This window comes from Ancylothrix sp. D3o (genome assembly GCF_025370775.1).
Lineage (GTDB): Bacteria > Cyanobacteriota > Cyanobacteriia > Cyanobacteriales > Oscillatoriaceae > Ancylothrix.
Map to the genome: position 1 here is coordinate 791,985 of NZ_JAMXEX010000001.1, position 19,994 is coordinate 811,978.

19 protein-coding genes are annotated in these 19,994 nt (G+C 44.5%); 13 read left to right on the forward strand and 6 right to left on the reverse strand.

The genetic code is table 11. From position 1 onward, the window contains the following. Window positions 1-116: 116 nt before the first annotated feature. The gene (locus NG798_RS03320; RefSeq protein ID WP_261220361.1) at window positions 117-2,006 is read right to left on the reverse strand and encodes a CheR family methyltransferase; all 1,890 of its coding nucleotides are present in this window, start codon (window positions 2,004-2,006) and stop codon (window positions 117-119) included. A 390-nt stretch (window positions 2,007-2,396) separates the two neighbouring features. Here NG798_RS03320 and NG798_RS03325 point away from each other — a divergent pair, with 390 nt between their 5' ends. The 5 genes from NG798_RS03325 to NG798_RS03345 all read left to right on the forward strand — a co-directional run bounded on the left by NG798_RS03325 (window position 2,397) and on the right by NG798_RS03345 (window position 7,660). Continuing rightward, window positions 2,397-3,368 carry an SDR family oxidoreductase gene (locus NG798_RS03325; RefSeq protein WP_261220362.1) on the forward strand — a complete coding sequence of 324 codons (972 nt, stop codon included), beginning with the start codon at window positions 2,397-2,399 and terminating at the stop codon, window positions 3,366-3,368. A gap of 141 nt (window positions 3,369-3,509) precedes the next feature. After that, window positions 3,510-4,427: an NAD(+) kinase gene (locus tag NG798_RS03330; RefSeq protein WP_261220363.1), complete on the forward strand. Its 918-nt coding sequence runs from the start codon at window positions 3,510-3,512 to the stop codon at window positions 4,425-4,427. A gap of 205 nt (window positions 4,428-4,632) precedes the next feature. Continuing rightward, on the forward strand, window positions 4,633-5,787 hold the full coding sequence (gene xseA / locus NG798_RS03335) for an exodeoxyribonuclease VII large subunit (protein ID WP_261220364.1): 1,155 nt from the start codon (window positions 4,633-4,635) through the stop codon (window positions 5,785-5,787). A 698-nt stretch (window positions 5,788-6,485) separates the two neighbouring features. Next, window positions 6,486-7,034, forward strand: coding sequence for a pantetheine-phosphate adenylyltransferase (coaD, locus tag NG798_RS03340; protein ID WP_261220365.1), 549 nt, complete (start codon window positions 6,486-6,488; stop codon window positions 7,032-7,034). Next, window positions 6,947-7,660: an ATP synthase F0 subunit B gene (locus NG798_RS03345; protein ID WP_261220366.1), complete on the forward strand. Its 714-nt coding sequence runs from the start codon at window positions 6,947-6,949 to the stop codon at window positions 7,658-7,660. The genes coaD and NG798_RS03345 overlap by 88 nt, the downstream gene beginning before the upstream one ends. A 116-nt stretch (window positions 7,661-7,776) precedes the next feature. On the opposite strand, the gene NG798_RS03350 is transcribed toward NG798_RS03345, so the two are convergent. Next, complete coding sequence (locus tag NG798_RS03350) at window positions 7,777-8,373, reverse strand: GNAT family N-acetyltransferase (protein ID WP_261220367.1); 597 nt, start codon at window positions 8,371-8,373, stop codon at window positions 7,777-7,779. Window positions 8,374-9,065: 692 nt separating this feature from the next. Between NG798_RS03350 and NG798_RS03355 the strand changes: the two genes are divergently transcribed. Continuing rightward, entirely contained in the window at window positions 9,066-9,791 is a 726-nt protein-coding gene (locus tag NG798_RS03355; RefSeq protein WP_261220368.1) for a hypothetical protein, read from the forward strand. Window positions 9,792-9,983: 192 nt separating this feature from the next. Here the strand turns inward: NG798_RS03355 and tsaD are convergent, their stop codons facing one another. Beyond that, window positions 9,984-11,033 (reverse strand): tRNA (adenosine(37)-N6)-threonylcarbamoyltransferase complex transferase subunit TsaD, encoded by a 1,050-nt coding sequence (gene tsaD, locus NG798_RS03360; RefSeq protein ID WP_261220369.1) that lies wholly within the window; start codon window positions 11,031-11,033, stop codon window positions 9,984-9,986. Window positions 11,034-11,262: 229 nt separating this feature from the next. Between tsaD and NG798_RS03365 the strand changes: the two genes are divergently transcribed. The 6 genes from NG798_RS03365 to NG798_RS03390 all read left to right on the forward strand — a co-directional run bounded on the left by NG798_RS03365 (window position 11,263) and on the right by NG798_RS03390 (window position 15,958). Further along, window positions 11,263-11,766: a Photosystem I reaction center subunit III gene (locus NG798_RS03365; protein ID WP_261220370.1), complete on the forward strand. Its 504-nt coding sequence runs from the start codon at window positions 11,263-11,265 to the stop codon at window positions 11,764-11,766. 39 nt (window positions 11,767-11,805) lie between these two features. Beyond that, window positions 11,806-11,937: a photosystem I reaction center subunit IX gene (gene psaJ / locus NG798_RS03370; RefSeq protein WP_261220371.1), complete on the forward strand. Its 132-nt coding sequence runs from the start codon at window positions 11,806-11,808 to the stop codon at window positions 11,935-11,937. Between the two features lie 208 nt (window positions 11,938-12,145). After that, on the forward strand, window positions 12,146-12,631 hold the full coding sequence (locus NG798_RS03375; protein WP_261220372.1) for a photosystem I reaction center subunit XI: 486 nt from the start codon (window positions 12,146-12,148) through the stop codon (window positions 12,629-12,631). 131 nt (window positions 12,632-12,762) lie between these two features. Beyond that, window positions 12,763-14,745: a DUF262 domain-containing protein gene (locus NG798_RS03380; protein ID WP_261220373.1), complete on the forward strand. Its 1,983-nt coding sequence runs from the start codon at window positions 12,763-12,765 to the stop codon at window positions 14,743-14,745. Between the two features lie 110 nt (window positions 14,746-14,855). Further along, window positions 14,856-14,942 (forward strand): DUF2281 domain-containing protein, encoded by an 87-nt coding sequence (locus NG798_RS27970; protein WP_261220547.1) that lies wholly within the window; start codon window positions 14,856-14,858, stop codon window positions 14,940-14,942. 194 nt (window positions 14,943-15,136) lie between these two features. Then, complete coding sequence (locus NG798_RS03390) at window positions 15,137-15,958, forward strand: Uma2 family endonuclease (RefSeq protein ID WP_261220374.1); 822 nt, start codon at window positions 15,137-15,139, stop codon at window positions 15,956-15,958. A gap of 87 nt (window positions 15,959-16,045) precedes the next feature. Here NG798_RS03390 and gmk read toward each other — a convergent pair whose 3' ends face one another. After that, a complete protein-coding gene (gene gmk / locus NG798_RS03395) occupies window positions 16,046-16,609 on the reverse strand; it encodes a guanylate kinase (protein WP_261220375.1) in 564 nt (187 codons plus the stop codon). Window positions 16,610-16,872: 263 nt separating this feature from the next. Continuing rightward, a complete protein-coding gene (gene remA / locus NG798_RS03400) occupies window positions 16,873-17,142 on the reverse strand; it encodes an extracellular matrix/biofilm regulator RemA (protein ID WP_261220376.1) in 270 nt (89 codons plus the stop codon). A 423-nt stretch (window positions 17,143-17,565) separates the two neighbouring features. On the opposite strand from remA, the gene NG798_RS03405 reads away from it, so the two are divergent. Continuing rightward, window positions 17,566-19,323 (forward strand): NFACT family protein, encoded by a 1,758-nt coding sequence (locus tag NG798_RS03405; protein WP_261220548.1) that lies wholly within the window; start codon window positions 17,566-17,568, stop codon window positions 19,321-19,323. A gap of 295 nt (window positions 19,324-19,618) precedes the next feature. Here NG798_RS03405 and NG798_RS03410 read toward each other — a convergent pair whose 3' ends face one another. Next, complete coding sequence (locus NG798_RS03410) at window positions 19,619-19,876, reverse strand: hypothetical protein (RefSeq protein WP_261220377.1); 258 nt, start codon at window positions 19,874-19,876, stop codon at window positions 19,619-19,621. Between the last annotated feature and the right edge of the window lie 118 nt (window positions 19,877-19,994).

Genomic DNA, 19,994 nt, shown 5'->3' on the forward strand with positions numbered 1-19,994 from the left:
TCCTTGATACTGTTACCCTGCTGGATTAATGGCAGCCTCATCTGTTACTTTGAAAAAGTAAATCACTACTGATGAGTGCCTGTAGAAGTAGAAAAATTGGGTTAGTTGCCGGCACTTTAATCAATACAAGATGATAGCGCTGCCGGCTCTTCTTTATCAATCTCATCCATCAATAAAATTGCCCCATGTATAACCTTGTCTTGGGGTTCCATCAAAGGAGTGCAAGTCACTTTACACTGAATCGACCGGCCCCGTCGGTTAGTTGCAGTAATTATCACCTCCTCATTTAAACATTCACCATTCAAGCAGGCACGAATCGGCTGTCTCAAACCACCCACCGGCAAACCAAAATCCAAATTTAAAAAATGTTTTTGATACACTTCGGTAGCTCGTAAACCCCACAAATCATCAGCTTTATCATTCCAGATTACAACTTCCATTTCCCTATTCAGCACCGCCACCCCACTACGGAGACTGGTAAGAATAGAAGCCAAAAACACATTCACTTGATTAAGTTCTTCACTGCGCTGGCGCAGTTCATCATTAATTGTTTGTAATTCCTCATTTGTCGATTGCAATTCTTCATTCATCGTTTCCAATTCTTCGTTCGTCGATTGCAATTCCTCATTAGTTGTTTCCAATTCTTCCACCGTTGATTGCAGTTCCTCATTAGTTGTTTCTAATTCTTCATTTGTTGATTGCAACTCCTCATAAGCCATTTCTAATTCTTGGTTCGACTGTTGCAGTTCTTGTTGTAGGCGTTTGTACAAGCTGACATCGCTAAAAGTAATACTAACTCCCAAGTAAACCCCGTTGACATCCATAAGCGGAGTTAATTGCACTTCTAAATAACGCACTTCACCGTTAGGGCAAGGACACTCTATATCCCGCACAATCACTGGCCGGCATTCGGCATAAACTTTCTCTATGCAAGAGCGCAACTCCACCGGCCGGTAAGAAAGTTCTAAATCTTGTAAAGGACTGCCCAAATCCCTAGTAGCCAAATTAAACATCACTTTGGCTCGGTCATTTGCCAGCACCACAAAACCCTGAAGATCCACGACAATCTGGGGAATCGGCCCAGTGTCAAAAGCAGCCTCGCGGATACGCATCATACTGCTTAAATTTTGGATATTTTCGCTATGGTCTGCCTGAGCCAAAAGTAACAAACGCTCACGAATATTATTAGAATTTCCAACTTTGCTAAAAATGCGGCTCTTTAAATCTACCGGCGTAAAATAATTTGTATGAGTCAACAATGTTTCTGCCTTGCCCAAAAAAAGAATCCCCTTTTGATTGAGGGCAAAGTGAAATCTCGCCAAAATTTTTGTTTGAGTTTCGGCATTAAAATACATTAAAGTATTGCGGCATACCAACAAGTCAATCCGAGAAATAGGAGCATCTTGAACTAAATCATGCCGGCCAAAAATCACCGACCGCCGCAAATCTTTATGAAAAATATATCGCGTATCAACCAAGTCAAAGTATTTGTCTCGCAAAGCTTCAGGCATATCAGCTAAATCTTTAGCTTCATAACTGCTCGCTCTGGCTTGGTTAAGAGCTTCTTCATCCATATCCGTTGCGTAGATTTTTACCCGCTCCCGAAATTCCTCTAAGCCCACCGCTTCAGCGAAAACCATTGCCAAGGTATAAGCTTCTTCCCCTGAAGCACAACCGGCACTCCAGATGCGAATTGGTTCGTTTAATGCTTTGCGAGCAACAATGCTAGGAATAATTTCTTTGGCTATATATTCCCAGGCGGAGCCATCTCGAAAAAACGCCGTCACATTGATTAAAATTGTATTAAAAAGTTGCCCAAATTCATCGGGATGTACTTCTAAATAATCCACATATTCCTCGTAGCTAACAGCTTCTACTGACTGCATTCGCTTGTTGACGCGACGGGTCAAAGTCGAGCGTTTGTAGCCGCTAAAATCAAAGCCCCTGCTGTGCTTGAGATACTCTAGTAGGGCTTCAAATGATGGGTTTGTTTGTGCTGAATTCATAGTTAAGAAAATAAGAAATTTAAAAATCCTAAAATTTAGCTAACCAACATTTTAGTATGGGTGTTGCTCAATCTCATAAATTCTAGCATTCTTAAAGTCTCTCAAAAGAGTTTTCTCACCTTGCTTTAGGTTTTCTTAAGAGGAAAACAAATAAGAGATGCAAAATTAAATAAGAATTTTTCGCCCACTAAAATAAGAGTTGCTTTTCTATGGTAAACGAGTTTGTGGCTTGGGCAAGGCTATTCTATACCACAAAAGGTAGATTTTGTCAAGGGTCTGCAAAGACCGATGGAGAGATTAGGAGCGAAAAAAATGTTAATTTTTGTGTAAAAATGAGAAAACTCTGATACCATCAAAGAGAAAATTTTAAGAATTGCAAAAAAAGCCGGCATGAGTTTATTGGTTGTCGGTGCCACAGGCACATTAGGGAGACAAATCGCCCGACGTGCCTTAGACGAAGGGCATCAAGTACGCTGTTTAGTCCGCAGCCCCAAACGAGCAGCCTTCCTCAAAGAGTGGGGTTGCGAACTGGTGAGGGGCGATATCTGTAAACCCGAAACCCTACCTCCCGCCTTGGAAGGAATCACGGCAATTATTGATGCAGCAACCGCTCGCGCCACCGACTCCCTCAGCATTAAAGAGGTAGACTGGGATGGCAAAGTGGCACTGATTCAAGCTGCCAAAGCCGCCGGGGTCGAGCGTTACGTTTTCATTTCAATTTTGGATGCCGAAAAATACCCGCACGTTCCTTTAATGGAAATTAAGCGGTGTACAGAGCAATACCTGCAAGATGCCGGCATGAATTATACGATTTTGCGTACCTGCGGTTTCATGCAAGGGCTAATCGGGCAATACGCTATCCCCATCCTCGAAAATCAAGTTGTCTGGGTAACAGGCGAAACGGCTGCCTTAGCTTATATGGATACCTTGGATGTAGCAAAATTTGCTCTCAAAGCCCTGAGTGTACCTGAAACTGAAAAGAAAACTTTTCCGGTGGTGGGAACTCGTGCTTGGGATGGCGACGAAATTATTCGTATTTGCGAACGGCTTTCTGGACAACAAGCCAAAGTAACGCGGATGCCTTTGGGTGTATTGCGAGCATTTCGCGGTTTGACTCGTTTCTTTCAGTGGACATGGAATATAGCAGACCGGCTCGCTTTTGCGGAAGTCATCGCCACCGGCAAACCCTTAACGGCGAGTATGGATGAAGTTTATCCGGTTTTCCAAATTGACCCCAAAGAAATCACAACCCTAGAATCATATCTACAGGAGTATTACAGCCGTATTCTCAAAAAACTCAAAGAACTGGACTACGGGCAATCAAAACTCAAAAAACAGTCAAAACGCAAAATTCCTTTTTAAACAAGGGCCCCTACTGCGTCACTCTGGTTGCCCTCAGTGGCGCATCTGTCCCAGATGCGGTTGCCCTTCCCGAAGTGGTTGCCCCCATAAGGCAATTCGTTTATAGTTAAAAATTTAAACCATCAACCGGATTAAAAGAGCGTGCCAAAAGCAGGCATTATATATAACGACAATAAACCCGTAGCTTGTCGCATCGCCGAAGAATTAAAAGACAAGCTAATTTCCTGTGGTTGGGAAGTTTGTTTAACAAACGGGATGGGTGGAATATTAGGTTATTCCAGTCCCGATAAGCCTATCTGCCACACTCCTATCGAACTACTTTCACCGCCAGGTTTTGATGAAGAAATGAGTTTTGCGGTGGTGTTAGGGGGAGATGGTACGGTTCTTTCTGCGTTTCGCCAAGTTGCACCGGCCGGTATTCCTTTACTTGCTGTTAACACCGGCCACATGGGTTTCTTAACTGAAACTTATCTTAATCAATTGCCGGCAGCCCTTGAACAAGCAATGGCTGGGGAATATGAAATTGAACAGCGCACGATGTTAGCGGTGCAACTGTGGCGAGAAGATATCAAACTTTGGGAGGCTTTGTGTCTCAATGAAATGGTGTTACATCGGGAACCATTAACCTGTATGTGCCATTTTGAAATTAAGGTAGGCCGGCACGCACCTGTTGATATTGCAGCGGATGGGATAATTTTATCAACTCCAACTGGTTCTACTGCCTATGCACTTTCTGCCGGTGGGCCGGTGATTGTGCCTGGGGTGGCGGTTTTACAGATTTTACCAATTTGTCCTCATTCTCTGGCATCGCGGGCTTTAGTTTTTGCCAATACAGAGCCGGTGGTTATTTATCCCGCTAATCCTGATAGGTTAGTGATGACTGTTGATGGTAATGCCGGTTGTTATGTGCTGCCAGACGACCGCGTGCGAATTGAAAAATCCCCTTATCCTGCTAAATTTATTCGTGTTAAACCACCAGAGTTTTTTCATATTTTGCGGGAAAAATTAGGCTGGGGTTTGCCGCATATTGCAAAACCAACTTCGGTAGAATTGCCTTAAGAAAAGAAGCGATTTATTTGAGAAAAAGGGGGCCGGTGAATTGCAACTGCCAGTTAAGTTACCATTTTAGGAAAGTTTATGCTGGCAGATTTTTTTATCGGATAGTCTGTTTGGTTTGGGGAGTTTTGCTAGTTGTGGAAAGTTAGAAAAAAGCTACTAATTTTGGTTATTTGTTTTTACCGGCTGAACAAGTCTTAAAAAGGTTATGTTTTCTTCTTCTGGTAATTCTTCTATTCCTGAAACAGCGTTCTCGATCACTGCTATCACTTCTTATATTAAAAATTTGCTAGAAACAAACGAATTACTCCAGCTTGTTTGGGTGGTTGGCGAAGTTTCGAGTTTAAATCCTCATCGCAATGGTCATCTTTATTTTAGCTTGCAAGATTCGCAACGCGGAGCAACTCTAAACTGTGTCGTCTGGAACCGGCAGCAATCTCGACTAACACACCGGCCCGAACTTGGCAAAAAAGTCGTAGTTTTAGGAAGTCTGCAACTTTATCCGCAGCAGGGAAAATATCAATTGAGTGCTCTGCAAGTTATCGACGCGGGGGCCGGTTTGCAGCAAATGCGCTTGCAACAATTACGCAATCGTTTAGAAGCAGAAGGTTTATTTGACCCAACTCGCAAACGTCCGCTACCTCCCCATCCGCAAACTATCGCGGTGGTAACATCTCCTAACGGTGCGGCGTGGGGAGATATACAGCGTACCCTCAAACAGCGTTATCCGGGGTTACGGGTGTTGTTGTCACCGGCCACCGTACAAGGTGAACAAGCCCCGGCTTCAATTGTTGCAGCGATTAAGCGAATAGAAAAGGATGGGAGGGCGGAAGTTTTGATTTTAGCCAGGGGTGGGGGTGCGGTGGAAGACTTAGCCAGCTTTAATGATGAGCGAATTATCAGAGCCGTTGCTGAGTGTAAAATACCTGTAATAACCGGCCTAGGTCACGAAAGAGATGAATCATTAACTGATTTGGTAGCGGATATTTGTGCTCATACTCCCACCGCCGCCGCTGCCAAAGTTGTGCCGAACTTAGCCGAACTTTATACAGCCCACCGCTATCGCTTGCAACGTTTATATGATAGTGTTGAGAATAAATGTGAGCAAAAAAGAAATAATTTAGAGCAATTGCGAGACCGACTTGTGAGAGGAATGCAGACACGATTAAATCAAGAAACGGAACGTTGCCGGTATTTAGGGGAAAAATTAAGTGTTCTTGACCCGCAAGCGGTTTTAAAGCGGGGCTATGCTGTGGTGCAATTAGATGATGGGACTATTGTTCGCTCTATAGATAGTGTGAAAGTGGGAGAAGAAGTAACGATTTTGTTAGCGGGGGGCCGGTTGAGAGTTAAAGTTATCTAGCATTTTATATGTTTTTAATGCTGGGTTTGTATATAACTGCGTTTATCTGCGTTTATCTGCGTTTATCTGCGGTTAAAAAAACCTTAAACACAAAAACACCCCATCAAGATCGGAATTTAGGGCTCTATAGGGTAATAAAATATTCTCAACCAACTAAAAATTTTGAAATAAACAGTCCTTCCCTGAGTATCTGACTCGACATAAAGCAAAAACGCCGGCAGAGCAAAACTTACTCAAAAACACGCAATCCGCTCAAAAACAACAAAAGATAAAAAATTAAACCAAAACCTAAACGTAAGATTAGATGAGGCTGAAAAACCTCAAAACACCAGGCCCATCCCTTGATAAAAAGCAGCAATAGCGAAAAAACAACCACAACCAAATCCCGGCCCACAAAAATTTAATTAACCCCAAAAAAACACACCCAAAAGCGACCGGCTATAGTATCCTTTTACATATCCGAAGCGCGTGGCAAACACCAAGCGCCTAAAAACCGGCTTAAAAGCCTTCAGAGTGCAGATATATCAACAAAACCCTAAAGTGGCAAACTTTCTGGGTACATCAAACAAGCGCAACAAAACAAAAAAGCTGAAAAACCGTAATTACGGACACAGACAGCAGCCGGTAAAATCTTTATTGTTTGCGCTTGAGAAAAAATCGCAGTAGTCTAACTACTAACCTCACTCACCCTCAACCTCGTGATCGCAATCTATCCTGGCAGCTTTGACCCCATAACCTACGGCCATCTCGACATCATCGAGCGAGGCTGCAAGCTGTTTGAGCGCGTTATCGTGTTGGTAGTGAGAAACCCTAGCAAAACGCCACTGTTTGAGGTGCAAAAGCGGATTGAGCAAATCGGCCAAGCAACTCAACATTTAACTAACCTCGAAGTTGATAGCTTTGAGGGGCTGACAGTCAACTACGCCAAACAGCGAGAAGCCCAAGTGCTGCTGCGCGGTTTACGAGTTTTGTCAGACTTTGAAATGGAACTACAGATGGCGCATACCAACAAAACTCTATCCCAGCAAATTGAAATCGTTTTTCTTGCCACTTCTAACGAATATAGTTTTCTAAGTAGTAGTGTAGTGAAAGAGATAGCCCGATTTGGTGGCTCAGTAGATCATCTTGTCCCCCCTCACGTCGCCGTAGATATCGCCAAATGTTACGCCAGGAAGCATCCCGAATCAACCCCGACCTCACAGAACCCATCCCCGACGATGAATCAGTTTCTGGCGGGGGAGGCTTAGACATCCAGCGGGAACTCAACCGGCTCGAGGAAATGGTTCTCGATAGTCCGCGTATCCCGCTTACCCGACGCACCCTTATTGACGAGGAACAGGTACTCGACCAACTCGACTTAGTGCGTCTCAACCTGCCCGCAGCTTATCTCGAAGCCGAAGAAATTATTCGTCGCAAAGAAGAAATTCTCGCCTCGGCTGAACGCTATGCTCAAGAAATCATTGCTTCGGCTGAACAAGAAGCCGTGCAAATTTTGGATGAAATGGGTTTAGTGCGACAAGCCAAATTAGAAGCCGAGCAAATTAGGACGCAAGTACAGCAAGAGTGCGAATTAGCCCAAGATCAAACTATTGCAGAAATCGAACGTCTGCGTCGCAGCGCTCAACAAGAAATCGAAGAAATGCGGCGAAATGCTGTGGCTGAAGCCAGAGAAATTCACAGTGGTGCTGATGAGTATGCCGACCGAGTGCTAAGAAATATTGAACAGCAACTTGGTGATATGATGCGCGTTATTCAAAATGGCCGCGCTGCTTTACACCAAGAATCAACGGCTTCGCGTCCGCGAGATATCCCAACTATTCAGACTCCCTCACCGGCGCCGGTATCCCGTCCGCCTGAACGACCCAAGCTTTAGAAATTTATCACAATTTTCTGCTCAGCAAAAATTTGAAAGCCCTGGTTTAAATAAAAACCGGGGCTTTCGTATTAGATATTGTGCAAATTAAAAGTAAAAGTTACTCTTTTTTCACCTTAATCAGGATACCAAAACATACCTTTAATGCCTTCAGGATCGGGCATAAAACCCAAAGTCCGATAAAAATCTACCACATGAGGGTCAGCAAATAAAGTGATATTACTGATATCTTCACTGCGGAGTTTTTTAATTAAAAACTTCATTAATGCCTTTCCTAAACCTTTGCCCTGGTAATCGGGGTGAACCACCACATCCCAGAGAGTGGCATTAAAAGCATGATCCGACGTAGCGCGGCAAAAGCCAATCAAACGACGTTTGGCCCCGCGTACCTCCCACATCGAAACCACCAAAAAACTGTGCTGAATTGCCTTTTTAACCTTGCGAAGGGGCCGGCGTGACCAGCCAACTGCATCACAAAGTTCTTCAAGTTCATAGAGGTCTAAGTCTCGGTCGGTACTAAAAAAAACCCGAACATTAGATCCCGCAAAGCGAGAGAGCGACTGAGAACCGGAATCAGGCAACGTTTGGGAAGACACTTCACCGGCACCGAGAGGAAATTCCTCGCCTGAAGCTCCATAGTTGACCGAAGAGGCCATCGCCTCTGGCGACTCTCCGCGAACAGAACCGCTAAATAAGTTTTTCCAAAAACCCATGCCGGCTTGGTAATGGTAAGAGGACTATGTACCTTCAATCCCTGCAAAAAAGCATAGGGACTCTCAATCAACAATTTTATCACTTTTGCTATCGACGCGGTGGATGCGCTGGTAGGATTTTGGCGGGCCGGTAAAACCATTCCCAAACCTCGCAAGCAATTAAGATGCCGGTAGTGGGAGGCTGCATTTTCCGCCTAAAAAACAGCCAGGGGTATCGAGCAGTGTTGTTGATTAAGTGATTCAAGTTTAACCTTTAGAAAGAGGTGAGCAACACAAAAACATTAAATTTTTCGACAATTAACATCAAAAACAAAGCGAAAAACCCACAAAAGCAGATTTCACCCTTACTTGTGCGATGGGGCCGGCAAATTCCTACAGCCTGGGCGGTGATATATAAATTTTCCCACCACTGCAATTGTGGAATACGATAAAAAAGCCAGTGCGTCTTATTCTCTCCCAGAACCCCCCAGATGTTGCCCTCGGCGCTGAGCACAGGCCCAAACCTGTCGCGTGCTTAATTGGGTTTGCATCACCCCCCAAGCGTGGGAGTTCCTCGTTATGAATTGTTGGCTAATGGTGGCTGCTCAAGAGCAACCATTGGGCGATACTTTTTTAACAGAGTTTGATAGTAGGCGGCTGGGATTTTTAACTTTTAGTGCATTTGACTGGGCCTTTCGTGTGTTCCCCTTATTATGGCTGCGGGTTTAAAATCATCGACGCTGGAACTGCTAAAACGCTTCAACCGAGCGTTTCCCCAGTTTTATGAACAATTTGTCAGCAGTGAGATCCAACTGCAAAACCTAAAGCTAGCCTACCAGCTTTATAAAACTAAGCAAGCTGTGATTGAACTGCGACCTGAAGGCAGTAAAAGTGCCTTACATTTTGCCTATCGTAACCAATCGTTTTTACTCAGTGATATTTTTGGCGTTTTGGCTGCCTATGGGCTCACCATTCACAGCCTTAGTCTGTATGGCCAAATTTATCCCCCGATGTTGGTGTTTATCAAGTTGGTGGTTTCGCGCGGGGGTAAGGCTCTTACAGATAAAACTGCTGAAAATGTTTGCAGGGCTGTTCGAGAAGCTTTGGCCGGCCATTTTGAAGTTGAAGAAATGCTGGCTGTTGAATTTAATCTCGATGCCGGTTTAGAAGATGTAGAAACTGAATTTTATGTAGATCCGGTTTTTCACCTACCGGCTCTTTTAATTGAAGCTGATAACCAACCTGGACTTTTTTATAAGGTTATGTATGCTATCTGGCAAGAGGATCTGCTGGTGGTTAACGCCAATTTGCTTGTCTGGCGAGGGCGGACTCGCTTAATTTTATATCTGCTAGGGCCAAATGAAAGTTTAATTCCTGATTACTTGGGCCACAAAATCGCTGAAAGTGTGCGCCAACGCTTATTAGGCCGGCGGTTCTAAGAATGTGATGCGATGGTGGTTATTTCGGGATCTGGGAATACAAAGACTTTTTAGGGGAAAAATTTAAGTCTTTAAGTTCGGTTTTAGCCCTGGGTTTCTCGTTCTGTGGCTTTACTTGGGAACTGGAGGCGCTACCTCCTATATTAATTCTCTGGCTGAGCCACAGAACGAGGGAAAGGGTATTGAGAGGTTTTAGGCGGTTTTACTATATAGCTGCATCAGATGGCTAAGGGAAAGTCGAGATTGAACGCCCAAGGTGAGGGGGGATGTGTGGCCTCGATTTAGGTGTTCTGCTGCGGCGCAGCCGATCATCGCGGCGTTGTCGGTGCAGAATTTCATGGGCGGGAAGATGACTTTGAGGTTGTTTTGCTCGGCTGCCTGTTGCAGGTGTTGTCTTAAACCGCTATTGGCGGCTACGCCTCCGCCGACGGCGATGGTTTTTAATTGGCAATCAAGGGCGCATTTGATGGCGCGGCGGGTTAGGCTTTTGGCTACGGTTTGCTGGAAGCTTGCGGCTATGTCGTTCACCGGCATTTCTCCGCCTTCGCTTTGCAGTTTTTTGACTAGGCGCAAAACGGCGGTTTTTAGGCCGCTGAAGCTGGAGTCATAGGGGTGATAACCACCGGCCGGTAAGGAGATGTTGCCTTCGGGGAGGGGATAGGTGGCTGGGTTGCCAAGTTTTGCGAGGTTATCAATGACCGGCCCGCCTGGGTAAGCTAAACCGAGTAAGCGTGCGACTTTATCAAAGGCTTCGCCGGCGGCATCATCGCGGGTTTGTCCGAGGGTTTCGTACACGCCGCAGTCTTTGACGTGAATGAGGCTGGTGTGTCCTCCTGATACCAATAGGCATAAAAAGGGTGGTTGCAGGCTGGTATCGCTGAGATAGGAGGCGTAGATATGCCCTTCGAGGTGGTGGATGCCTATAAAGGGTTTTTGGTGCAATATGGCGAGGGTTTTGGCGGTGGTGACACCTACCATGAGCGAGCCGACTAAGCCAGGGGCGCAGGTGGCGGCGATGCCGTCGATTTCTGTCCAGTTTAAACCGGCCTCTGCGAAGGCTTGGGCGATGGCTGGGTTGATGCTTTCGACGTGAAGGCGAGAGGCAACCTCTGGGACAACGCCTCCATACTGTCGGTGGGTGGCTATTTGTGAGGTAATGATACTGCTAATTACTTCACGATTCTTTACAATTGCCACCGCTGTTTCGTCACAACTTGTTTCAATTGCTAAAACGGTTGCCATTGACTGGTAATGTGTGTGAAATGGATTCTTTGCTTTTAGTAGCTTAATCTTTCCTAAGTTAACTTGGGGGAGTATTATATGCTCTAATCAAGAGTGCAATTGCTGATATGTGCGGGCGGGTTCTTTGATGTTTCTGTTACCAACAGACTGCTTTGATTAACTCTCCTATAGTAGGCCATTGCATTTTGTCAAAAAAACTTTGCTTTTCTTAACAAAAGGAAACACTTCCATGAGACGAATTCTGGCGTTAGTTTTGGCCATAGGTCTTTGGATCTCTTGTGTGCCCACCGCGTTTGCCGGTGAGCCGAATGTGGCTGGTTTGGTGCCTTGCAGTGAGTCGCCGGCGTTCCAAATGCGGGCAGAAAATGCACGGAATACAACGGCTGATCCGCAGTCTGGACAAAAACGGTTTGAGCGTTATTCGCAAGCTTTGTGCGGCCCAGAAGGTCTGCCTCATTTGATTGCAGATGGCCGGTGGAGTCATGCAGGGGATTTTATTATTCCTAGCATTTTGTTTTTGTATATTGCCGGTTGGATCGGCTGGGTTGGTCGGGCTTATTTGATTGATGTTCGTAAGAGCGATAGCCCCGAAGAAAACGAAATCATCATCAATGTGCCTTTGGCTCTTAGCAAAATGCTGACTGGGTTTATTTGGCCTTTGGCAGCAATTAAAGAAGCCCTGAGCGGCGAGTTGTATGCTAAAGATAGCGAAATTCCTATCTCGCCTCGCTAGGTTGTTTTGAAAAATTAACTGTTTTTAGGAGAGTTGGTCATGCAAACAGGTTTTTTACGTTTTCTGTCTTCGGCGCCGGTGTTGGCTACTATCTGGTTGAGCTTTACGGCGGCTCTCTTGATTGAATTTAATCGCTTTTTCCCCGATTTGCTTTTCCATCCCCTGCCATAATTAGGTGATTGGTGACTGGGGGTTGGGGATTGGTGATTGGGAAGGGAAAGAGCCGGTGTTAAAAGTTAGTTTTTTGGCAGTTCTAGCTAATTTTTAACTTTATTTTTCCCTCTCACTCAGCAGTCACCAATCCCCAGTCCGTTAGTATTGAAAAGTTTTGTTTAAAATTATAAAATCTAAAATCTAAAATCTAAATTTGGAAGGGTTTATGCAGTCAAAGAGTGATGCAAGAGATAATGAGGTTGTGTTTCCGGCTGGTGATCCGCTGGTGGGAAATTTGGCTACGCCGGTGAATGCTTCTGGTTGGACTTTGAAGTTTATTAATAGTTTACCGGCTTATAGAAAGAATTTATCGGCGTCCCGGCGGGGTTTAGAAGTAGGGATGGCGCATGGTTATTTTTTGTTTGGGCCTTTTTGTTGGTTTAATCCGCTGCGGGAGACGACAATTGCGGATTTTATCGGGTTGTTATCAACAATTAGTGTGGTGATAATTTTAACGTTTGCTTTGTCGCTTTATGCGGCGGTTTTGGATATTAATTTGCCGGTGGAAACGGTGACGACACCGCAAGTGCCAGAAGATTTTAAAACGCAAAAAGGGTGGAGAGATTTTGCAACCGGCTTTTTAGTTGGCGGTGTTGGTGGTGGTGTTGCGGCGTATTTGGTATATCAAGTTGTGAAGTTAATTATTTTCTAAATTCTCTTTCTTTTAGGCCGGTGCTTTTCAAAAAGACGCCGGCTTTTTATTTGTGGGGCGGGCATCCTGCCTGCCTTACATCTGCGGTTTTTTTAATCAAACATCTCTAACTTAGTTAAGGAGATCCGCCAATGAAAGCCTCTGAAGAAAAATTACAAAAAATTATCGAAGGGACAATACAATACGTTGTCCCATTGTTTCAGCGAGCTTACAGTTGGACAAAATCTGAGTGGCAAGCGTTGTGGGATGATATTATCACCCTCTGTGAACAGGAAAATCCCCGTGTTCATTTTATGGGTTCCATTGTAACGATGCCGGCAGACTCTGCGCCCGGAGGATGTCCCAAATATATTTTAATCGACGGACAACAACGCATAACAACAATTTTTATATTACTTGCGGCTTTGCGGGATAAAGCCAAGCCGGTTGATCAAAAATTAGCAGATCAAATTCAGAATACTATTCTAGTAAACCAGTATGAGGAAGGCTTAGATTTTTATAAAATTCAGCCTACACAGGTAGATAGAGAAGCATTCTACCGAATTATTCAGTCTGAAACCCCAATTGAGAAAAACGGTATTTCCGAATCTTATGGCTTTTTTGAAAAGAAATTGCACCTAAGCAAAATAGATTTTCAAAAATTAAAAAAAGTTATATGTAGCAATTTTTCGCTTGTAAGCGTTGTTCTTAATAGTGATGACGATCCTTATCTTGTCTTTGAAAGTTTAAACGCCAAAGGAAAGTTGTTAACCCAAGCGGATCTGATTCGGAACTACTTTTTTATGAAAATTGAGGTAAATAATCAAGAATCTATTTATGATAAATACTGGCTACCAATGCAGGAACTTTTAGGGGATAACCTCACGGAATTTATTCGCCATTACTTAACAAAAAGTGGATCAGTAGTTAACAAAGGTGAAATTTATTTCCAGATTAAAGACCGAATTTCTAAAGGTGATCCAGTTCTCTACCTTAAAGATTTATCGATTTTTGCAGAATACTATGCAAAACTTTTGGATCCAAACCGTGAAGAAAAGGAGGAAGTTCGTAAGTATCTTTTGCGCTTAAATAGCCTAGAAGTAGGGACAGTCTACCCATTTCTTTTGAACTGCTATGATGATTGGGCAAAAAGCAAAATAACTGAAGACGAATTTCTTATAATTTTAAAAATTATAGAAAACTTCGTTTTACGGCGTTTTGTTTGCAATATTCAAACCAGAGGTTTAAATCGCCTGTTTGCTTTGCTTTATTCACAAGTGAGCAAAGATTCCAATTTGGCTGAATCAAATTTTATAGAGCGTTTAAAATTAGCTCTCCAGAAACAGAAATATCCAAAAGATAGCGAGTTTAAAGACAGGTTAATGGATGTGCAACTGTACGGAATAAATCGCACACAAAAGGCAAGGTTGATTCTGGAATCTATAGAAGAATCTTTTAATCACAAAGAAAAAGTTGCTTTAAAAGGGCTTACTATTGAGCATATTATGCCCCAGAGTTTGACGGATTGGTGGAAGGAACACTTAGGAGAAGATTGCCAGATCACCCATGAGTTACTGCTACATACTTTAGGTAACTTAACGCTAACTGGCTATAATTCTGAGCTTTCTAATGCTGATTTTTTGAAGAAGCGAACTCACTTTCAAGATAGCAACCTGGAGTTAAATAAATGTTTTGGTGATAAGCAAAGTTGGTGCCAAGAAGACATAGAAGCACGGGGTGAATATTTGGCTGATATTGCTTTAAAAATTTGGAGTTATTTTGGGGAAGAATCGCCTGAAGAGCCTTCTCTCCATAACATCACAGGTCGCAAACCGAAAAAATTGCGTATTTTTGGTCAAGAAGAGGTGGTGAAAACCTGGCGAGATGTTTTAGAACTAACCTTAAATACTATTGCGGATTTTGATTCGGAGCGGTTTCAAGATATTGTAGAACAATTCCCTGGTTTTGTGGCATGGGATGAAAAAGGATTTAAAGAATGGCGGAGACTTAAAAATGGAGCTTTTATCGAAGTTTCTTTATCAGCAAAACGTATCCATAGTTTCTGTATTAAAGCAATACAAACCGCAGAAATATCAGAAGAAAACTGGCAGCTTGAGTTAGAAGAGGAAAAGTAAGAAGTGATGAGACAACCAGTAATAATACAGGCTATATTTTATGTCCAACCCGCCTTTGCCTGAATTGCGGCACAGCTAAAAAGCAATTCCATCGAGTTATTGACATAGAGATTTTTAAAACTCTCCTCAAAATGCCAGAATCTCTAAAAAAAGAAATATTGCATTACGCCCAATATCTCCTAGAAAAACATTCCTAAACTCACTCATCTTCAGAAAACCTTAAACAACCATCAGGTTAGAGAAATTAAACCGGCCAGCTATTTATCTCTGATAATTTCCACCAACCCCTGCAAAAAATAAACCCCCATCCATAACATCAAAATCCTTACCAATCAACCCCCAAAAATCATTTATGATGAAAAAATCAACTCATGCGTAGGGAGCCGGTGCCATGAACGTTGAGGTAACACAAACCACAACCCCTGAAACCCAAGACGACTGGTGGACACCCCCCATGCCACCCACAGACCTAATCTTTGACGACGGGGAACCCTTGGAAAGCAACCGCCACCGTATCGCCATGAACGTCCTCATACGTTCACTACAGCAAGCCTGGGCCGACCGGCAAGATTACTTCACCGGCGGAAATATGTTCATCTACTACAGCAGCGCACAAGCCCGTAACCGCGACTTTAGAGGGCCAGATTTCTTCGTCGTTCTCGACGTAGACGGCACCCAAACTCGCCAAGGCTGGGTCGTCTGGGAAGAAAACGGGCGCTACCCAGACACCATCGTAGAACTAATGAGCCCCAGCACAGCCAATATCGACAAAAACGACAAAAAACATCTCTACGAGCGTACTTTTCGCACCAGAGATTACTTTGTCTATGACCCCTTTAACCCCAACACCTTACAAGGCTGGAGTCTGGATGCGGCTCACCACTACCAACCCCTTGAGCCCAACGAACAGGGCCGGCTTTGGAGTCAAACATTAGGCTTTTGGCTGGGAACCTGGGAAGGCACCATTGACCGAGAAACCGCCCCTTGGCTCAGGTTTTACGACACCCAAGGAAACCTCGTTTTCCTCCCAGAAGAAGCAGCACAGCAACGCGCCGAACAGGAAGCCCAACGTGCTGAACAGGAAGCCCAACGTGCTGAACAGGAAGCCCAACGTGCTGAACAGGAAGCCCAACGTGCCGAACACGAAGCCCAACGTGCTGAACGTTTAGCAGCACGGCTGCGAGAACTAGGGGAAAATCCCGACAGCTTGTAAAAACAAATGTAGGGAACCCCTAGCGGTATCCCTACAAACAATAGCAAGAAACCCCAACAAACCGGATTTCTAAATACCTACAAAAAATCAACAACCCACCGGCACAAACAACGCCCCCTCAATGTGTTCTAAAGTGCCCTCTAAATCATCATTAACAATTTGCAAATCAAATTCACCCGCTGCCGCAATTTCTTCTTTTGCCCGTTCCAAACGTCTAAAAATTGCCTCTTCCGTATCTTGACCGCGAGCGCGAATGCGTTTTTCTAACTCATCAAAAGTAGGAGGCAAAATAAAAATCCGTAGGGCTTCAGGGAACGTCTGTTTAATTTGTCTTGCACCTTCTAACTCAATTTCTAAAATTACCCAATCACCTTTATTAATGTGAGATTCTACCTGACTTTTGAGAGTGCCATAACAATTGCCGGCAAACTCAGCCCACTCTAGCAAATCACCAGCCGCCACCAAATTATCAAACTGCTTACGGTCAATAAAATAATAGTGTTTGCCATTAACCTCCCCCTCACGAGGAGTACGAGTCGTGACAGATATCGAAACATATAACTCAGGATGACGCCGACGTAACGCTCTCAACAACGTCCCCTTGCCTACCCCACTTGGCCCTGTCAAAACAATTAACTTACCGATTTCCATAATCCTCGTTATCTGTCTAAAACTCTCCCCCCCATCTTGCAATGGGTAGGGTATTTCGAGCAACCGGCCAGGGGGACTGCGTAGTGGGGTGTGTTTACTGTAGGCTGCTAACTCTGGGGTGCTTACTGTATTTTGAAGCCTAGCCGCCGCGAAGAGAAACCAAGCTTTCAGCCGCCATTCTCCGCGTAGCGCTACGCGCGGCTACGCCTAACATCCGCGCTTAAAAAACAGCCACCCCAACCGAGTGCAAAAAATTTCCAAACCTAACTCACCGTTTGTCCATCCTTGCTAATAACAAAGCGGTTAGCCACTGTTTCAGGCTGAATAGCCGACAAAATCACATGACTCGAATCCATAATAATAACCGCTCGTGTCCGCCGCCCGTAGGTAGCATCAATAAGCTGACCTCGCTCTCGTGCATCACTAATGATCCGCTTAATAGGAGCAGACTCTGGACTGACAATCGCAATCACCCGGTGAGCCGATACGATATTGCCAAAGCCAATATTAATCAATTGAATATGATTGTCCATAACACACGCTACGGCTGAGCCGTAGGTCGAAAAACTTTAACTTTTTAACCAATAGCAAGAACCGGTGTAACCGACTCACGCTTTAAATTTTGTCCTGTTCGCTTGAAGGCTACTTAAGGATCATTCCAATCCTATCCCCTAGATTCTTGACCCACAAGCCTAAATTTTAGGCAAATTAGAGTTTTTAGATTTTTTTCGGCTTTTTTGGTTGTCTAGCGCCGTCCAAACGTGGCCGGAGGCTCAAAAATACCGGCAACTCATGGTAATGGGTGACATCGTGCTCGGTTCTTTAAATACATCTTTGCTGCTTATCTTAGAATCTGTTTATCAACCTTCACCGATTTTGAGAGCAAGCAACTTTGGCTCACAATCTGCCAGCATGGAAGATGTTGTCCATTTTTGGAATCGCCAAAACCTTTAGCCGTGCAACCTGTTGATTTTACGACTTTAACTGCGGTGTGTTCAGAGTTGCGTTCTTTGTGGCTACCGGCCCGTTTAGAACAAGTGTACCAGCGCGACCGGCACACCATCGTCACAAGCCTCCGCACTCTCAAAGGTCGCGGATGGCTAGAAATATCTTGCCATCCCCAAGCCGCTCGCCTGTGCGCCGGCAACCCTCCGCCTCGCGTTCCCGATACGTTTACGTTTTCCCAACAGCTACGTCACCAACTCGGCGGTTTAGCCTTGGTAGCTATCGAGAGCATTGCCTCTTGGGAGAGGATATTAGATTTGCAATTTGCCCGCCGGCCTGGGGACCCGATTTTATGGCATCTGTATGTGGAAGTTATGGGCAAACGCAGTAACATCATTCTCTGTAACCAAGAGAACCTCATTGTTACGGCTGCTCACCAAGTTAATGAACAACAATCAAGTGTGCGTCCAATTTTAACCGGCCAGCCTTACGAACTTCCCCCAGCGCTGACAGATACGATACCGAGTTTAGACGAGGCTTTTGAACGCTGGAAAGAACGCATTACCTTGATTCCTGGGCCGGTGGTGCGGCAGTTGCTAAAAAATTATCGTGGTTTAAGTTCGTCTTTGGTGCGGGAAATGTGCAACGCTGCCGGTATTGACCCGGAAACCCCCACCAACCAGCTTAGGGAGGAAAAATACGAGCAATTGGTCGGCTTTTGGCAAAAATGGTTACAAGCCCTTGAGCAGAAAGAGTTTCAGCCAGTTATGACTGAACAAGGTTACTCGGTGTTGGGTTGGGTGGAGGGAAAATCTTTCGCTTCGGTGAATGAATTGCTCAACGAATATTACACCGGCCAGTTAAACTTGCAGGAATTCAAACAACTGCGTCATCAGTTAAGCCAAAAGTTAAGTAATTTATTGCAAAAACTCCACGTCAAAGCCAATGGTTTTAAACAACGCCTCGAACAAGCAGCGGATGCTGACAAACACCGGCAGGATGCAGACTTGCTGATGGCAAATTTGCAAGTATGGCAACCAGGAATGAAGGAAATTATTTTGCCAGACTTTGAAACCGGCTTGCCTGTCAAAATTGCTGTGGAACCCGACAAAAATGCGGTGCAAAATGCCCAAGCTTTGTATCGCCGGCACCAAAAACTAAAACGTGCTCGTTTAGCCGTTGAGCCCCTTTTGGCAGAAGTGCAAGCGGAAATCGATTATCTCGAACAAGTAGACTCGGCGCTGGCTGCCATTGAGACTTACCAGGAGGCGACGGATCTCCAAGCTTTAGAAGAAATACGAGACGAGTTAATTTCGGGCGGATATCTCGAAGCTACGCAATATCGTTCTCCAACCCAAACCCAAGGCGCTGATTTTTATCGTTACCAAAGTCCGGGGGGGTTTGAATTACTGATTGGCCGAAATAACCGTCAAAATGACCAACTGAGTTTTCGTCTGGCCGGTGATTATGATTTGTGGTTTCATACTCAAGAAATTGCCGGTTCCCATACTTTGCTGCGGGTGACTCCGGGGGCTGTTGCAGATCAGGCTGATTTGCAGTTTGCCGCCGATATGACGGCTTATTATAGTAAGGGCCGGTTGAGCGAACAAGTGCCGGTGGTCTATACCGAACCTAAATTTGTGTATAAACCGAAAGGTGCTAAACCGGGAATGGTGGTGTACAAACACGAGCGAATTGTCTGGGGTCGCCCTCAGAAAGGGTTACAGTACCTCAGCCAGCTTGCCGAAAAAACTAATCAAGTTTTGTAACAAAATATTCGTGTCTTCGGTTACAATAAGGTTATACGAAAAATTAACAGAAAAACACCCGCTGCTCGCTTGGGAACGCGCAGTTTAGGTAATCCTCCTGTTAAGACGACAACGTAATTAGAAGAAATTTACATCGGCCAGCTTGTTCAGTAAGCTGGCTTTTTTGTATTTAGGCTTAATAAATGTTGTGATTTCTAAGCACAGGCGTTGTGGGGGACAACGCCTATGTGATTAATATAGTGGCAATCAGGCCGAGGGTGGATCTCTCTGGAGGTAGAGATGGACTTTTTCCCAGTTAAGCTTGGCTGATTTCGTCGCCAAAGGGTTCTTCACCTATTCCTAACTGCTTTTTGCTTGTTTTTAGCTGTTTCCAGAGTTGTTTGATCTCTTTATAGGTTTCTTGAGGAGAAAGTTTGCCGTTGGTTTCTAAATTGGCGAGGTAGCTGACTCGCTGGGCAAATTCTTGTAGGTTGGCATTGAATACGAGGTTTTCTGGTTTGACTGAGCCATAATAACGGCTACGAGGATAAAAAAATTGTGACTTATCTGCCATCAGATCCTCCGATTTTTATATAAGTTTTGTTTTTATTACTGTTTAGATGATCCCCTTACAGGAAATTCTGTGATCGTTATTGCCGGTGCGGAGATTTTTGTCTAGGGCGAATAACGGG

Coding starts and splice junctions, on each gene's coding strand:
- NG798_RS03320 (WP_261220361.1), bottom strand. CDS start 2,006: ATGAATTCAGCACAAACAAACCCATCATTTGAAGCCCTACTAGAGTAT.
- NG798_RS03325 (WP_261220362.1), top strand. CDS start 2,397: ATGAGTTTATTGGTTGTCGGTGCCACAGGCACATTAGGGAGACAAATC.
- xseA (WP_261220364.1), top strand. CDS start 4,633: ATGTTTTCTTCTTCTGGTAATTCTTCTATTCCTGAAACAGCGTTCTCG.
- NG798_RS03345 (WP_261220366.1), top strand. CDS start 6,947: ATGTTACGCCAGGAAGCATCCCGAATCAACCCCGACCTCACAGAACCC.
- NG798_RS03350 (WP_261220367.1), bottom strand. CDS start 8,373: ATGGGTTTTTGGAAAAACTTATTTAGCGGTTCTGTTCGCGGAGAGTCG.
- NG798_RS03355 (WP_261220368.1), top strand. CDS start 9,066: ATGGCTGCGGGTTTAAAATCATCGACGCTGGAACTGCTAAAACGCTTC.
- tsaD (WP_261220369.1), bottom strand. CDS start 11,033: ATGGCAACCGTTTTAGCAATTGAAACAAGTTGTGACGAAACAGCGGTG.
- NG798_RS03365 (WP_261220370.1), top strand. CDS start 11,263: ATGAGACGAATTCTGGCGTTAGTTTTGGCCATAGGTCTTTGGATCTCT.
- psaJ (WP_261220371.1), top strand. CDS start 11,806: ATGCAAACAGGTTTTTTACGTTTTCTGTCTTCGGCGCCGGTGTTGGCT.
- NG798_RS03375 (WP_261220372.1), top strand. CDS start 12,146: ATGCAGTCAAAGAGTGATGCAAGAGATAATGAGGTTGTGTTTCCGGCT.
- NG798_RS03380 (WP_261220373.1), top strand. CDS start 12,763: ATGAAAGCCTCTGAAGAAAAATTACAAAAAATTATCGAAGGGACAATA.
- NG798_RS03390 (WP_261220374.1), top strand. CDS start 15,137: ATGAACGTTGAGGTAACACAAACCACAACCCCTGAAACCCAAGACGAC.
- gmk (WP_261220375.1), bottom strand. CDS start 16,609: ATGGAAATCGGTAAGTTAATTGTTTTGACAGGGCCAAGTGGGGTAGGC.
- remA (WP_261220376.1), bottom strand. CDS start 17,142: ATGGACAATCATATTCAATTGATTAATATTGGCTTTGGCAATATCGTA.
- NG798_RS03410 (WP_261220377.1), bottom strand. CDS start 19,876: ATGGCAGATAAGTCACAATTTTTTTATCCTCGTAGCCGTTATTATGGC.